Below are 14,733 nucleotides of genomic sequence, written 5' to 3'. Positions count from 1 at the left end.
TTGCTGTCATGTTATTAGGTTCACATGTTTCTATGAGCGGAAAAGAGATGCTGCTGGGTTCGAGTAAAGAAGCTGCATCATATGGTGCAAATACTTTTATGATTTATACGGGAGCACCACAAAATACTAGAAGAAAACCAATTGAAGAATTGAATATTGAAGCTGGTATCGCTCATATGAAAGAAAATGGGATGTCCAATATCGTCGTACATGCTCCTTATATTATCAATCTAGGAAATACGACAAAACCGGAGACTTTTGCTCTTGGGGTTGAGTTTCTACAAAAAGAAATTGAAAGAACCGCTCATATCGGTGCCACCCAAATTGTTTTGCATCCAGGAGCCCATGTTGGAGCTGGAGCAGATGCGGGTATTGCTAGAATTGTTGAAGGCTTAAATGAAGTGCTAGCAACTGATTTCCCTGTTCAAATAGCGTTAGAGACAATGGCTGGAAAAGGATCAGAATGTGGTCGCACTTTTGATGAACTTGCACAAATTATAGATGGTGTTGTAAACAATCATCGCTTATCCATTTGCATGGATACTTGCCATATTCACGATGCTGGTTATAATATCGTAGAAGATTTCGATGGAGTCTTAAATGAGTTCGATAAAATAATCGGTATTGATCGTTTAAAAGTACTTCACATTAATGATAGTAAAAATATTTGTGGAGCAGCAAAAGACCGACATGAGAATATCGGCTTTGGGGAAATTGGATTTGAGACATTACAATACATTGTCCATCACCCACAATTGATGGAGCTACCGAAGATTTTAGAAACACCATTTGTAGGTGTAGATGCTAAATCGAAGGAAGCCCCATACAAATATGAGATTGAAATGCTTCGTACCAAACAGTTTAATCCAGAAGCTATCGATGCATTACGTTAAGAAAAGCGTAAGGGCCTAAGTAAGCCCCGATCAGAGCTGGAAGGATTTCACGTAAAGGCGTTCTTTGACTTTGCTGAAATCAGGAAGCGACTCGAGGGGCTAGGCCGCTGGAGTTGGACAGAAACTGAGTAAGAAAGCATATTTTCATATTCACAAGAAATTTCAAGGCATAATCTTCTTTTATCCAAAAGAAGATGGTGCCTTTTCTTTTATTTCTTTATAAAGGTCCATTGCACGCTGTTCCCCGAGTATTTGGATCAATTTTTGTTGTATTGCGAGTGGGACTCCAAAAACTAGCCAGGAAAGTGAAATTTCTTTTAAAAGTGGATGGACACTTTTCAATTCTTTGTCTGACAATTGTATATCGAAACCCCTTACAATTGTTTTGAACTCCTTTAATGTACATGTTTGTAACTGTTGAACAAATTTATGGATATCCGTAAAAAACATCCTTTCAAGCAATTTTTATTTACACATGGTGCATTTTGGACTATACTATAACTTTGTAAATCGTAATCATTCTTAATTAGAATCGAGGCATAATAATGGAAACTCCATTGATCAACTTACGCAATATTTCGTACCAGTACGAACAAACCAAGGCATTAATCGATATTAATCTAATGATAGAAGAAGGAGATTTTCTAGCGATTATTGGACCAAATGGCTCTGGAAAATCTACATTATTGAAAATAATACTAGGACTATTAAAGCCGACAAAAGGGGAAGTACTACTTTTTGGAAAGCCGACTAATCAGTTTAAAGATAAGGAACGCATTGGGTATGTTTCGCAAAAATCTAATTCATTTAATACTGGTTTTCCAGCCACTGTATCAGAGGTAGTAAGAAGCGGTTTAGTGAAGAAAACAGGATTATTTCATCGATATCCTTCAAACGTTGATAAACTAGTGAAGCAATCACTAAAATCAGTAGGTATGGACGAGTTCTCTATGAAAAATATTGGCGATCTCTCGGGAGGACAACAACAGCGGGTCTTTATCGCGAGAGCGTTAATCAGTAATCCGAAGGTATTAATACTTGACGAGCCAACAGTAGGAGTAGATAGTAAAAATGTAAAATCGTTTTATAATATGTTAAGCCACTTAAATCGGGAACATAATATTACAATTGTATTGGTTACGCACGATGTCGATGCTGTTTCCAAAAGTATAAGTCATGTGGCCTGCTTGAATCGACGAATTCATTTTCATGGCTTTAAAAATGAAATGGATCAGATGAGTGACGAACAATTAGAGGCTTGGTATGGACATGCTGTACGTAAAGTCGATCATCAAAGTGAGGTAAAATCATGATTGAATCTATTTTACGGTATGAATTTTTACAAAATGCCTTTTCTTCGGGCTTAATCATTGGTTTTATTGCGCCACTATTAGGTGTATTTATCGTTGTGCGCAGACTTTCTTTAATAGCAGATGCATTGAGTCATGTTACGTTAGCAGGTATTGCTGGTAGCTTATATTTAAGTCAATCAGTTGGAGCCCTAGCCTTATTGAACCCTCTATATTTAGGGATTGTAGCATCGGTAACTGGCTCATTGTTTATTGAAAGATTAAGAAGATTATATAAACACTACGAGGAGCTTGCTATACCTATAATCATGTCTGCAGGTCTTGGTTTTGGTGCAATTTTTATCTCTTTAGCAGAAGGATTTAGTTCCGATTTATTTAGTTATTTATTTGGTTCTGTGTCTGCTGTAAGTCGTCAGGATTTATGGATTATTATTGGTATTGCTTTGATTGTAATAGTATTTTTAAGTTTATTTTTTAAAGAATTATTTGTTCTTTCTTTTGATGAGGAGTATGCAAAAGCCTCTGGAATTCCAGCTAAATGGATTCATGTTTTATTTATGATTGTGACTGCATTAGTAATCGCAGGTTCCATGCGCATTGTAGGTATATTACTAGTATCTTCACTGATGACATTACCGGTAGCTGCAGCTATGCGTATATCAAAAAGCTTTAAACAAGCAATTTTCCTATCTGTATTATTCGGTGAATTGTCGGTCATTGTCGGTTTAGTAAGTGCATTCTATTTAGATTTAGCACCAGGTGGAACAATTGTTGTTACGTCTATTATCATTTTACTTCTAACTATTTTATCGAAAAAAATAGGAAGCAAGGGAGCTGTTACACAATGAATATAGATAAAGCATGGGATATCCTAAAAAATAAAGGTTTCAAAAAAACTGATAAGCGTGAGCAAATATTAAATATTTTCTCAGAAACGGAAAAATATATTACAGCAAAAGATATATTAAATGTGATGAAAAAAGAACATCCGGGAATGAGCTATGATACAATTTATAGAAATTTAAGCACATTTGTAGATTTAGGTATATTAGAAGAAACCGAGCTTACTGGAGAGAAGCATTTTAGAATGCAATGTGAGGCTGATCATCATCATCATCATTTCATCTGCATGTCCTGTGGCAATATTAAAGAGATACCATTTTGTCCAATGGAAGTCCTTCAAAATGCAATACCTGGCTACGAGATAGAAAACCATAAGTTTGAAATCTATGGTAATTGCCCTTCCTGTCATTGACAAAAGTAGTGTGAACCAGCATATGGTTTGCGCTATTTTTTTATTTATATTTATTATGTCAAATATATTTGACATATTAAGAGGTGTTTAAATGGAAAATATAATTAAAAGAGCACGTAAGGAAAAAAAACTGTCTCAGGATGAACTAGCAAAGCTTTGTGGAGTTTCAAGACAAACGATTAATGAAATAGAAAATAACAAATATGATCCTAGTCTAGTTTTAGCGTTTCAATTGGCCCAAAATTTAAGTTTGACAGTGGACCAATTATTTTCTTTTGAAGGAGGGGGGAGCAAATAATGAGTAAAAAAGAGGTTGTAGGTCTTATTCTTATGCTAGCTATTACTTTATATTTTGGTGCTACTTTAGTGAGCTACGTTAAGATAGAGAATGCTGAATTTGGTGTTTCAGAGATTTTATTAATTATCGCAATAGTTGTTGGTTGGGCACAATTCTTTTCATGGCATGCACGCAAAGATGTTAAAAAGGACGAATTAGGTAAAAAAATTATTCGTGATAGTGCTTATTTAAGTCATCAAATTGTATTTGGTTCTCTATTTGTTTTGTGGATAATTGATTTCTTTTTTATCAATAAGGGGCAGAATTTTACATTATTTATTGCGCTGGCTATTTCCTATATTACGTATCCTATCGTGCAATTCGTACACGTAAAGAAATATCTATAAGTTATGACTGACCTAGTTAAAATACTAATAATACAAATCAAATTATCAATCTACTACAATAAAGTTCTGGAAACGAAAGAAAACAGGTTTTGACTTAAGTGATCTTATACATGTCCCATAAATAATCCTACTTATTTCCGTTACAGGTGGACGCGTTCCGCAGGGTGAGCGATGAACCGTCACCGACGCTCCGCGTTCGCTTGTAATGGTTCATCTGTCTCACTCATCCTGCTGGAGTCGCCACCTTCCACCGCAATCAATTAGTGTGTAGTCTCCCCTAGAGGATTTAGCATAGCATATCGCTTAGATGATAAGATTGGTCAAATTTTAGAGAGTGATCAACTTATTTGTAATTGCTTTTAATTAGAAATGCGATTATTCAATGATAGAGGAAGAAAGCAGATTAACTTTTATGCTAGTGGAAATAAAGAGAAATAGTAAGTGTTTGACTCATAAAGAAGCGAAATAGCGAACGAAATTGCATCTTAGTGTGCTTGTTCTATCGATAGGAAGTATCTTATCTTTAGTTACCCAAAAACGAACTTACCTGTTTCTAAGAGTTGTAGGAGGGCGACGGACAGGCAAATGCCATAAGATTACCGGAAAAAAAGAAGCTGGTCGTGACTGCGTCACGACCAGCTTCTTTAAAAATCAATCGGTAATAATATAGCGACTCGTCTGTCCAAAGCCTGCTGAAAACGGTAGAAACAGGTTTTGAATTTAAAGGACCGCGGGCGTCTTTGACCGGTTTTTCTTATTTCTTATTGAAATATCCGAAAAAATTTAAGATAATATATGAAAAAAGGCTAACCTCAGAAAGGTTAGCTTTAAATTTATTTTATAGACATTGAAAATTCATTTTCAATCCATTTATTCGCTTCGATCCAGTTTTTTACTCGGATAACGCGAGATGGAACTGGCAACTGATTATACGGAGTATTAAACAATAACACCGGAATATCAAGTTCCTCACTAATTTCTACCGCGTTGTCATGTTTGTCTTCAAAAAATGCATGAACACCATGTTTACGAGCGGTTTCAATTTTGTTATGTGTGCCAATTAATTCAATATGATCATATAACAGTTCTTGTTGTTTAAACCACTCTAATGTAATATCCATTACATTATCTCCACGAGCTGAAATGAAATACAACTCGTATTTTTCTTTCCAAGCAGATAATACAGCATGTGCATCTGGCTGAATTGGAGAAGTAGCATAAATGTTAGGTTCTGCTTGTTTAAACCATTCGTAGAAATCCTTCTGACTTACAGGAAATGCTTTTGTTAAATCGTATTCTTTAATATCCTCTAGCTGTAAATTACATTTAAAAGCTTCGTTAATATGAGGAAGCAAAGAAGTAGGGGATGTTACTGTCCCGTCTATATCGATACCAAATCGTATATTCGTCAATTACACCATTCCTTACGCTTGTTGTTTTTCTTGCTTTTGTTGTTCTTCTAGTTCTTTATTTGCAAAATATTCTGCAGCTAGCTTATCTATTTCCACTTTTAGTTCCTCTACCATTGTTTCTTCAGGCACTTTACGAACTGTTTTGCCTTTCATGAATAACAGTCCTTCTCCACGTGCACCTGCGATTCCTATATCAGCTTCACGAGCTTCTCCAGGACCATTAACTGCGCAGCCTAGTACTGCTACTTTAAGAGGTGCTTTAATGTTTGAGATGTATTCTTCTACTTCATTAGCGATTTTTATTAAGTCGATTTCGATACGCCCGCATGTAGGACAAGAGATTAAAGTAGCTGAATTAGAAGATAGGCCGAAAACTTTTAATAATTCGCGAGCAACTTTAATTTCTTCAACTGGGTCTGCACTTAAGGACACACGCATTGTGTTACCGATTCCCATACTTAACAGTGTTCCTAAACCAGCAGCACTTTTGATTGAACCTGAGAAAAGAGTACCAGATTCAGTAATTCCTAAGTGAAGAGGGTAGTCAAATGCTTCTGCTGCTTTACGGTAAGCTTCAACAGCAAGTGTTACATCCGATGCTTTCATCGAGACGATGATGTCATGAAAGTCTAAATCTTCTAGAATTTTAATATGATGTAACGCACTTTCTACCATTCCATCTGCAGTTGGGTAGCCGTATTTTTCTAAAATTTTTCTTTCTAGGGAACCAGCATTTACCCCAATTCGAATTGGAATACCTTTTGCTTTAGCTGCATTGACAACAGCTTCCACTTTTTCTTTACGACCAATATTACCTGGATTAATACGTATTTTATCGGCACCTTGCTCAATTGCAATTAGTGCTAACTTATAGTCAAAGTGTATATCCACTACTAAAGGGATATTAATACGTTTTTTTATCTCTCCGATTGAATAAGCTGCACGTTCATCTGGACAAGCGACACGTACGATTTGACAGCCCGCTTCCTCTAATCGTAGTATTTCAGCAACAGTTGCTTCTACGTCATGTGTTTTTGTTGTTGTCATACTTTGTATAAATAGCTCATTACTGCCACCTATAGTTAAGTTTCCAACTCGTACTGGACGAGTTTTGGAACGATGAATTATTCCACTCATGAAATTCTCTCCTTCTTGAGGCATATGCCATCATTATCATCATTTTATCAGTCTTTCGAATGAAATGACAAGAAAGAACGCTCTTCTTTACATTATTTACATTCTGTTGATGTTGTATAGGTAGGTAAATAAACTTTTTCTCCTACTTTGAAAGATTGATTAATAAAATGTGGGTTTAAATCATAAAAGTCAGTTAGTCTCTCTGTGAAGGTGATAGATTCAACAGAAGGATACAGGGAGAATAAGGATTGTAATGTATCTCCCGCCACAATTTCTACTGTAATATAATCTAATTCCTTTTCACATTCAACTGGCTGAGAAGAATAGGCAAGTGGGATTGTTCCCTCGATTAAATCTACTTTTACAATATAAAAAGAAATAAGTAATAGAATAGTTGCTACGAATATTTTCATATAAAAACCCCCTCAACCTAATCTATGCATGATAAAGGGGGATTATGTATTATCTTTTGACTGGATAGTATTTAGTTGCTAAAACGATAATTACTAAACTCAAGATATAGATTAAGAGTTGAATATAGTTATTCGAAAAATTTAATAGAGCAAAAAGGATAGTTAGCAACATTGGAACAGTACTAGCGAATAGAGCTGTTCTCCAAATATGACGAAACTCACCTTTTCTTTTTCTCATGAGAAGAAAGATACCTCCTATATATGCAAATATGCTAATTCGAACAAAAATAAATAGAGTATTAAGCACAAATAAGAACAAAAAGGAGAATGGATATAAGAGCCATTGAATCTGAGAAAAATATTCTAATAAACCTTCCATCGATTCTTGTTCCTCAGAAATTCCGTTGATAAAATAAACAAAGGAAATAATTGACATAATAAATATATAACTAAATATATATTGCATCACCTTGCCAATGGGAATAAGCCGAAATGCGGCCATTTTTTTAGGACTATGTAAGCTAGATTTAAATAGTTGATATAGACTCAAGTAGTGTCACCCTTTCATCTATATTCTAACATCAAAGAATAAGGGAAGACAAAAAGGAAATGTCACTTTGTTAAGAAATTGTAAAGAGTGTTTTAATCTATTTACAATGCATTCATAATTAATGAATAATAAGTTATATGTGAAAATTGTCGAAAACAGGAGTTGAGAATTAAGTGGAATTAAATTGGCAGGAAATGCTCTTTCAATTTTTGGGTGGACTGGGTATTTTCCTTTTCGCCATCAAATATATGGGAGATGGTCTTCAAAAAGCTGCGGGAGATAGACTTCGTGACATTTTAGATAAGTATACAACAAACCCTTTTATGGGTGTTTTAGTCGGTATTATCGTGACAGTTCTTATTCAGTCTAGTTCGGGCACAACGGTTATAACAGTTGGATTAGTAAGCGCGGGGTTTATGAATCTTAGACAAGCAATTGGCGTAATTATGGGTGCCAATATCGGCACAACTATTACTGCTTTTATCATCGGCTTCGACGTTGGTGGGTATGCTTTACCTATAATGGCAGTTGGAGCATTTCTTTTGTTCTTCTTTAAGAAAAACAAAGTTCAAAATTTAGGAGAAGTAATTTTTGGCTTCGGTGGATTATTCCTTGGACTCGAACTAATGAGTGATGGTATGAAGCCACTTAGAGAAATGACTGCCTTTACTGATTTTACACTTAGCATGAGTGATAGTCCTTTCGTTGGAGTAATGGCAGGGACTATTTTTACACTAATTGTTCAAAGTTCAAGTGCAACCGTCGCAATTTTGCAAGGACTTTATGCGGAAAATCTTCTTTCTTTACAAGGTTCTCTTCCAGTTTTATTTGGAGATAATATTGGGACAACTATTACAGCAGTACTTGCATCTTTAGGGGCTTCAATCGCAGCTAAGCGTGCAGCAGCTACACATGTACTCTTTAACGTAGTTGGCACCCTAATATTTCTTATATTGTTGGCACCCTTTACATTGTATATCGAGTGGATATCTAGAGTGCTTAATTTGGAATATAAAATGCAAATTGCTTTTGCCCATGGCTCATTCAATGTGGCGAATACAATCATTCAATTCCCGCTTATCGGGGTTTGGGCTTTCCTAGTTACTAAACTTATCCCAGGGGAGGATACATCAATAGAATATAAACCAAAGCATTTAGATGTACACTTTATTGAACAATCACCATCAATTGCAATCGGACAAGCGAAGGAGGAAATATTGCGTATGGGAGCATTAAGTGTTCAAGGACTAGAAACAACTTATTCTTATTTAAAAACGAATAACAAAAAAGAAGCAGACTTAGGTTATCAAATAGAAGATGCTTTAAATAATTTAGATCAAAAAATTACAGATTATTTAGTACAAATCTCCTCACAGTCTTTGTCGGTGCATGACTCTGCTAGACATAATATCTTAATGGATACAGTACGGGATGTTGAAAGAATTGGTGATCATTTTGAAAATATCATTGAATTAATCGAGTATAAAGAAGTGCATCGTTTACTTCTTACAGAAGATGCTATAAGAGATGTTTCGGAAATGTTTGAGCTTACAATAGCAACTGTTTCGAAAACGTTGGAAGCATTTGATGCAAACAATGTCGAATTAGCGCAAAATGTGTCGGAACAAGAAAATGTGATTGATAAGATGGAACGTAAGTTTAGAAAAAATCACATACTTCGTGTGAATGAAGGATATTGCTCTGGGCAAGCTGGAATTATGTTTGTAGATATTTTGAGCAACTTAGAACGTATAGGCGATCACGCTTCTAATATTGCGGAAGCAGTCTTGGGTAAAAGAATATGATAGATATAATCGGTTGGATATTAATCATTTTATGTTTCATCGTTGCTTTTGTCGGAACGTTCTATCCGATAATTCCTTCAGTAGTGTTTATGCTTTTAGGATATGTAATGTATGGCTTATTCTTCTCATTTTCAGAGCTAACATGGATATTTTGGGTAATTCAAATTCTGTTTGTTGCACTATTGTTTAGTGCAGATATGGCGGCAAATGCATTTGGTGTGAAAAAGTTTGGGGGCACTAAAGCAGGTGTGTGGGGTAGTACAATTGGACTTCTCTTTGGTCCCTTTATTATCCCGGTAGCCGGTATTTTAATAGGGCCATTTATCGGGGCTGTTATTGCGGAATTAATCGTTACACGACTTGGTTTCAAACAAGCTATTAAGTCGGGTTTAGGGTCTTTAATTGGATTTTTAACTTCTTCAGTAGTAAAAATAATTATTTTAGTCATTATGCTTATTGTGTTTGTTCTCTATGTATAATGTGAAACATCCACACTGAGTGACCAACGTCTGTTGACCTTTGGCTTGCAGGAAGCGATCCACGTAAACGAAGCCACACGACGCGGCGCATTTCGTCTATGTTTTACCGCGGGCGTTTACAGATAGATGATCTAAACCGAATGCTTCAATTCTTAGATAAAGTGTTGAAGGGGAACTCATTACTGCCTGTTAATGCGGGATAAATTCAGTCAAAAGTATGAAAAAAAATATTTTAGGTGATTTTAATTGTACGATTCCTCATAGTTTGATACGCTAATACATGGAAAAGAATTTTCTAAAATATTCTTTAGGAGGAAATAATAATGGCATATGAATTACCAGAATTACCTTACGCATATGATGCACTAGAACCACATATCGACAAAGAAACGATGAATATTCATCACACTAAACACCACAATACTTACGTGACAAACGTAAATAATGCACTTGCAGATCATTCTGATCTACAAGACAAATCAGTGGAAGAGTTAATCGCTAATTTAGATGCTGTTCCTGAAGCAATCCGTACTGCAGTTCGCAACAATGGTGGTGGACATGCTAACCATTCACTATTTTGGCAAATTCTTTCACCAAATGGTGGCGGAAACCCAACTGGTGAACTAGCTTCAGCAATCGACGCTAAATTCGGTAGCTTTGATGCATTCAAAGAAGAGTTTGCAAAAGCTGCTACAACTCGCTTTGGATCAGGTTGGGCTTGGTTATCAGTAGCTAACGGAGAATTAGAAGTTTCTTCTACAGCAAACCAAGATTCACCAATCATGGAAGGTAAAACTCCATTATTAGGATTAGATGTTTGGGAACATGCTTACTATCTAAACTATCAAAACCGTCGCCCTGACTACATCGGCTCTTTCTGGAATGTAGTAAACTGGGATGAAGTATCAAAACGTTTCGCTGCTTCAAAATAATTATTTTGGTTTAGCAGTCAAACTTGCATAACAATTGAAACTTAGCACACACTTTTTCGTCTAAAAGTGTGTGCTTTTTATGTTACAATGTACATAAGCAAATTTTTTAATAAAGAAGGTGATCTCATGCGAAAAACTCCAAATAAACGTGCACAAAGTATGAAGGCTAAACAACGAGCAAATATTACTTTTCGTATGAACATACTGTTTTTCTCGATATTTGTACTTTTTACAATGTTAATATTACGATTAGGCTATCTACAGATTGTCAAAGGAGAAGAATATACAAAGGAATTAGCACGAACTGAAGAAGTCCCGGTAAATACTAGTGTACCCCGCGGTCGAATTTTCGATAGTGAAGGACGAATAATGGTAGATAATCTTCCACAAAGAGCTATTACATATACTAAAATGCAAACAACGAAATCAAAAGATATGTATGAAATTGCAGAAATATTAAGTGTATTAATAGAAAAGAAAACAAAAGCGATTACTAAAAGTGATTTACAAGATTTCTGGCTAAAGAAATATCCAGAGGAAGCACTTGAGTTGGTGACGGATAAAGAGCGTAAAGAAATAGAAGCAGATGAAGAATTAGAAAAAACAGAGAAAAATAGAGCAATCGACCGTTTGACTAGAAGCAGAATAACAGAAGAACAATTAAATTCCTTTACTAAGGATGAAATGGAAGTAATTGCGATTTATAGAGAAATGGCTTCAGGATATGCATTATCTCCTCAGATTATTAAAGGAGATGACGTAAAAGAAGAGGTCACAGTTGAAGAATTTGCACGGGTCTCAGAAAGACTAGGTGAATTAGAGGGAGTTAATACGACAACCGATTGGAGAAGGGTAAAAACTTCTTCACTAGCTATATTAGGATCAACTACATTACCAAAAGTAGGTATTCCAAAAGATCGATTAGATTATTTTCTATCTAGAGACTATTCTCGAAATGATCGGGTAGGTACAAGTTATATTGAACAACAATATGAGGAAGTACTACAGGGTCAAAAGAGTGTCGTCAAAAATATTACGGATGGAAAAGGAAGAGTTATTGATATTCAAACTGTTTATGAAGGAGAACCAGGTAAAGATCTAGTGTTAACAATGGATAGTGAAATTCAATTGGCACAGGAAGAAATTCTAGCAGAAGAACTACTTAAATTTAGTAAAAACACTGGTGCTCAATATTTACAAAATGCTTATTTTATCATGATGGATCCATATACTGGTGAAGTACTCTCATTAGTAGGTAAACGAATTGGAAAAAATGGAGAAACAGGTGTAAAAGAAATTCAAGATTACGCATTTGGTGCATTTACTAATGCATATGAAGTGGGATCAACTGTAAAACCAGGTACAATACTTACTGGTTATCGCGAGGGTGTATTACAAATAGGAACATCACTAGTGGATGAACCAATCCGCATAAAGGGCTCGCAGCCTAAAAGCTCTGTATTTAATCGATCTGGGAGTATACGGATGACTGATTTGCAAGCACTAGAGCGTTCCTCCAACGTGTATATGTTTAAAACCGCTTATGGGATTGCCGGCAGTACTTATCGAGCAAATCAGCCTATTAACTTTGGAACAGATGCCTTTCTTAAAATGAGAAGTGGCTATGCTCAACTTGGTCTTGGAGCATTAACCGGTATTGATTTGCCTGGAGAAGTGAACGGAAGCACGGGTGGATTTGAAGATGGTAAGCTACTAGATTTGAGTATTGGACAGTTTGACACGTACACTACATTGCAACTAGCTCAATTTGCTAGTACTCTTGCTAATGGGGGTAGTAGAATTCAACCTCATGTAGTCAAGGAAATTAGAGAGCCTTCTGAGGATGGTGTTCAACTAGGTAAAGTAGTGAAAGAAATGACCCCAAATATATTAAATACAGTAGATAACTCACGCGAGGAAATCGAACGGGTTCGTCAAGGCATGAAACTCGTGTATTTTGGTAGTAGAGGAACGGCAAGAAGCGCTTTTGCAAACGCTCCATTTACTGGGGGAGGAAAGACAGGAACTGCTCAGTCAAGTTATTTTGATGCAGAATTATGGCGAACATTTGATACTGTAAACTTAACTCATATCGGGTTTGCACCATATGATAATCCGGAAATAGCATATGCACTTGTTATTCCACACGCTTCGTTGGAATCGTCATATAAAACTAATTTTTCTACTCCAATAGCACGGAGACTTGTTGATAAATATTTTGAGATTAAGCAAAAAAATAATGCAACAAAAGTAAATGATGCAACTTCAACATCTCTTATAAAACCGGCATTTACAAATGCTAAAATAGATGAAGAAGAAACGGAATAATTACTCTCTAAAAAAAAGAGTTGAGGGGGCTGTCCATTAAGTCCTTATCAATTAAAACAGTTCAAATGAAAACGCAAGAATGTTTGTTTAACAACATTCTTGCGTTTTCATTTTTATTAAAAGGATAAAATACCCTTAAGGACATATCTTTTCGATGTGAACAGGGTTAGTTTCCATATTATCTGTTATTAACCATTATAAAGTAAAGAATCGATCGAATCAGCCGCAGAATCGGTCGAATATCAGCCATAATCGGTTGAATCCCACGAACAATCGGTCGAATCACCTATTCCAGATAGGAAGCTCCCTTTTATTTTCCACTTTTCAAATCAGATCTTCTAAGAAAGTCTAGACTTTCTTCTAAATGAATGATTTCCCTCTATAAACTCCCCTAAATTTTTGATCCCGTATTCGATTCTATTTACAAAAGCTTTACATTACATTCACACCGACTAAATATAAAACCTTTAAAGTAAAGCTTGTAAGACAAAGAATACAAAACATATAGGGGGATTTACCTGATGAAAAGCTGGAAATATTTTATGATGACAACAATGGTTGGTTCTGCACTTGCACTTGGAGCTTGTGGAGATGACACAACTACAGACGAAGTTGAAAATGACACAAAAACAGAAGAGGCTGCAACAGGTGATACCGGGGAAGAAGCAGTTCTTGAAGGACAAGCTTCTGGTGATGGTTCAAGTACAGTAGCACCAATTATGGAAGCACTAGTTGAAGAATATGCAGCGGTACAAGATAAAGTTAAAGTAACAGTGGGTGTATCAGGAACAGGTGGAGGATTTGAAAAATTCATCGCTGGTACTACAGATTTCTCTAATGCTTCTCGTCCTATTAAAGATGAAGAAAAAGCAGAATTAGAAGCAGCAGGAATTGATTTTACAGAATTTAAACTTGCAAACGATGGTTTAACAGTAGTAGTAAGCAAAGATAATGACTGGGTTGAAGATGTAACAGTAGAAGACTTAAAGAAAATGTGGATTGAAGATGGAACAACAAAAAAATGGTCTGATATTAATGCTGAATGGCCAGATGAAGAAATTATCTTCTACTCACCTGGAACAGATTCAGGAACATATGACTATTTCGATGAAGTAATTCTTGATGAAGCAGATCTAGTAAAAGCTGCAACACTTTCTGAAGACGATAACGTTTTAGTACAAGGTGTTCAAGCTGACAAAAATGCAATTGGTTTCTTCGGCTACGCTTACTACTTAGCTAACCAAGACACTTTAAAAGCAGTTAAAATTGAGGGTGTTGAGCCTAATAGTGAAACAATTGAATCTGGAGAATATTCTCCACTTTCACGTCCACTATTCACATATGTAAGTAACAAAGCACTTGCAGAAAATGCTGCATTATATGACTTTATCCAATATTCTCTTGAAAATGCTGGAGATATGGCTGAAGCTGTAGGATATGTTCGTCTGGAACAAGCTGAGTATGATAAGGGTCTATCTACTCTAGAAGGTTTAAAATAAGTCGCTTTAAATAGGTAAACGGAAAAGGTGAGGAAT

General features: G+C 35.7%; 16 protein-coding genes. 11 read left to right on the top strand and 5 right to left on the bottom strand.

Annotated features, from left to right (window positions below; translation table 11 throughout):
- Positions 1-8: 8 nt before the first annotated feature.
- Positions 9-893 carry a deoxyribonuclease IV gene (locus ACN6MX_RS11320; RefSeq protein ID WP_419959025.1) on the top strand — a complete coding sequence of 295 codons (885 nt, stop codon included), beginning with the start codon at positions 9-11 and terminating at the stop codon, positions 891-893.
- A gap of 180 nt (positions 894-1,073) precedes the next feature.
- On the opposite strand, the gene ACN6MX_RS11315 is transcribed toward ACN6MX_RS11320, so the two are convergent.
- Positions 1,074-1,250 carry a hypothetical protein gene (locus tag ACN6MX_RS11315; RefSeq protein ID WP_419959024.1) on the bottom strand — a complete coding sequence of 59 codons (177 nt, stop codon included), beginning with the start codon at positions 1,248-1,250 and terminating at the stop codon, positions 1,074-1,076.
- A gap of 188 nt (positions 1,251-1,438) precedes the next feature.
- On the opposite strand from ACN6MX_RS11315, the gene ACN6MX_RS11310 reads away from it, so the two are divergent.
- From ACN6MX_RS11310 to ACN6MX_RS11290, 5 genes are all read left to right on the top strand, one after another.
- On the top strand, positions 1,439-2,206 hold the full coding sequence (locus ACN6MX_RS11310) for a metal ABC transporter ATP-binding protein (RefSeq protein WP_419959023.1): 768 nt from the start codon (positions 1,439-1,441) through the stop codon (positions 2,204-2,206).
- A complete protein-coding gene (locus ACN6MX_RS11305) occupies positions 2,203-3,051 on the top strand; it encodes a metal ABC transporter permease (protein WP_419959022.1) in 849 nt (282 codons plus the stop codon). The genes ACN6MX_RS11310 and ACN6MX_RS11305 overlap by 4 nt, the downstream gene beginning before the upstream one ends.
- The gene (locus tag ACN6MX_RS11300; RefSeq protein ID WP_419959021.1) at positions 3,048-3,458 is read left to right on the top strand and encodes a Fur family transcriptional regulator; all 411 of its coding nucleotides are present in this window, start codon (positions 3,048-3,050) and stop codon (positions 3,456-3,458) included. The genes ACN6MX_RS11305 and ACN6MX_RS11300 overlap by 4 nt, the downstream gene beginning before the upstream one ends.
- A gap of 91 nt (positions 3,459-3,549) precedes the next feature.
- Positions 3,550-3,756 (top strand): helix-turn-helix transcriptional regulator, encoded by a 207-nt coding sequence (locus tag ACN6MX_RS11295; protein ID WP_419959020.1) that lies wholly within the window; start codon positions 3,550-3,552, stop codon positions 3,754-3,756.
- Complete coding sequence (locus tag ACN6MX_RS11290; protein WP_419959019.1) at positions 3,756-4,142, top strand: hypothetical protein; 387 nt, start codon at positions 3,756-3,758, stop codon at positions 4,140-4,142. Before ACN6MX_RS11295 ends, ACN6MX_RS11290 begins: the two co-directional genes overlap by 1 nt.
- Positions 4,143-4,975: 833 nt before the next feature.
- Here the strand turns inward: ACN6MX_RS11290 and ACN6MX_RS11285 are convergent.
- The 4 genes from ACN6MX_RS11285 to ACN6MX_RS11270 form a co-directional block, all read right to left on the bottom strand.
- A complete protein-coding gene (locus ACN6MX_RS11285) occupies positions 4,976-5,554 on the bottom strand; it encodes a hypothetical protein (RefSeq protein WP_419959018.1) in 579 nt (192 codons plus the stop codon).
- 12 nt (positions 5,555-5,566) lie between these two features.
- A complete protein-coding gene (gene ispG / locus ACN6MX_RS11280; protein WP_419959017.1) occupies positions 5,567-6,691 on the bottom strand; it encodes a flavodoxin-dependent (E)-4-hydroxy-3-methylbut-2-enyl-diphosphate synthase in 1,125 nt (374 codons plus the stop codon).
- Positions 6,692-6,783: 92 nt separating this feature from the next.
- A complete protein-coding gene (locus tag ACN6MX_RS11275) occupies positions 6,784-7,104 on the bottom strand; it encodes a hypothetical protein (RefSeq protein ID WP_419959016.1) in 321 nt (106 codons plus the stop codon).
- Positions 7,105-7,153: 49 nt separating this feature from the next.
- Positions 7,154-7,483, bottom strand: coding sequence for a DUF1189 family protein (locus ACN6MX_RS11270; protein ID WP_419962608.1), 330 nt, complete (start codon positions 7,481-7,483; stop codon positions 7,154-7,156).
- A 344-nt stretch (positions 7,484-7,827) separates the two neighbouring features.
- Between ACN6MX_RS11270 and ACN6MX_RS11265 the strand changes: the two genes are divergently transcribed.
- The 5 genes from ACN6MX_RS11265 to ACN6MX_RS11245 all read left to right on the top strand — a co-directional run bounded on the left by ACN6MX_RS11265 (position 7,828) and on the right by ACN6MX_RS11245 (position 14,697).
- Positions 7,828-9,459 (top strand): Na/Pi cotransporter family protein, encoded by a 1,632-nt coding sequence (locus tag ACN6MX_RS11265; protein ID WP_419959015.1) that lies wholly within the window; start codon positions 7,828-7,830, stop codon positions 9,457-9,459.
- Positions 9,459-9,938, top strand: a complete 480-nt coding sequence (locus ACN6MX_RS11260) for a DUF456 domain-containing protein (protein ID WP_419962607.1) — start codon at positions 9,459-9,461, stop codon at positions 9,936-9,938. The genes ACN6MX_RS11265 and ACN6MX_RS11260 overlap by 1 nt, the downstream gene beginning before the upstream one ends.
- 323 nt (positions 9,939-10,261) lie before the next feature.
- On the top strand, positions 10,262-10,870 hold the full coding sequence (locus tag ACN6MX_RS11255) for a superoxide dismutase (RefSeq protein ID WP_419959014.1): 609 nt from the start codon (positions 10,262-10,264) through the stop codon (positions 10,868-10,870).
- 126 nt (positions 10,871-10,996) lie between these two features.
- The gene (locus ACN6MX_RS11250; protein ID WP_419959013.1) at positions 10,997-13,198 is read left to right on the top strand and encodes a peptidoglycan D,D-transpeptidase FtsI family protein; all 2,202 of its coding nucleotides are present in this window, start codon (positions 10,997-10,999) and stop codon (positions 13,196-13,198) included.
- A 521-nt stretch (positions 13,199-13,719) separates the two neighbouring features.
- Positions 13,720-14,697: a PstS family phosphate ABC transporter substrate-binding protein gene (locus ACN6MX_RS11245; RefSeq protein ID WP_419959012.1), complete on the top strand. Its 978-nt coding sequence runs from the start codon at positions 13,720-13,722 to the stop codon at positions 14,695-14,697.
- Positions 14,698-14,733: the final 36 nt, after the last annotated feature.

Source organism: Psychrobacillus sp. BM2 (genome assembly GCF_048572895.1).
In the GTDB taxonomy this organism is placed as follows: Bacteria; Bacillota; Bacilli; order Bacillales_A; family Planococcaceae; genus Psychrobacillus.
The sequence above is the reverse complement of the archived record's forward strand: the minus strand, read 5'-3'. Positions and strand labels throughout refer to the sequence as shown.

What these genes read in the sequence shown, in the direction of transcription:
- ACN6MX_RS11320 (WP_419959025.1), top strand. Translation starts at nt 9, where the DNA reads ATGTTATTAGGTTCACATGTTTCTATGAGCGGAAAAGAGATGCTGCTG.
- ACN6MX_RS11290 (WP_419959019.1), top strand. Translation starts at nt 3,756, where the DNA reads ATGAGTAAAAAAGAGGTTGTAGGTCTTATTCTTATGCTAGCTATTACT.
- ACN6MX_RS11270 (WP_419962608.1), bottom strand. Translation starts at nt 7,483, where the DNA reads ATGGAAGGTTTATTAGAATATTTTTCTCAGATTCAATGGCTCTTATAT.
- ispG (WP_419959017.1), bottom strand. Translation starts at nt 6,691, where the DNA reads ATGAGTGGAATAATTCATCGTTCCAAAACTCGTCCAGTACGAGTTGGA.
- ACN6MX_RS11255 (WP_419959014.1), top strand. Translation starts at nt 10,262, where the DNA reads ATGGCATATGAATTACCAGAATTACCTTACGCATATGATGCACTAGAA.
- ACN6MX_RS11310 (WP_419959023.1), top strand. Translation starts at nt 1,439, where the DNA reads ATGGAAACTCCATTGATCAACTTACGCAATATTTCGTACCAGTACGAA.
- ACN6MX_RS11305 (WP_419959022.1), top strand. Translation starts at nt 2,203, where the DNA reads ATGATTGAATCTATTTTACGGTATGAATTTTTACAAAATGCCTTTTCT.
- ACN6MX_RS11295 (WP_419959020.1), top strand. Translation starts at nt 3,550, where the DNA reads ATGGAAAATATAATTAAAAGAGCACGTAAGGAAAAAAAACTGTCTCAG.
- ACN6MX_RS11300 (WP_419959021.1), top strand. Translation starts at nt 3,048, where the DNA reads ATGAATATAGATAAAGCATGGGATATCCTAAAAAATAAAGGTTTCAAA.
- ACN6MX_RS11245 (WP_419959012.1), top strand. Translation starts at nt 13,720, where the DNA reads ATGAAAAGCTGGAAATATTTTATGATGACAACAATGGTTGGTTCTGCA.
- ACN6MX_RS11275 (WP_419959016.1), bottom strand. Translation starts at nt 7,104, where the DNA reads ATGAAAATATTCGTAGCAACTATTCTATTACTTATTTCTTTTTATATT.
- ACN6MX_RS11250 (WP_419959013.1), top strand. Translation starts at nt 10,997, where the DNA reads ATGCGAAAAACTCCAAATAAACGTGCACAAAGTATGAAGGCTAAACAA.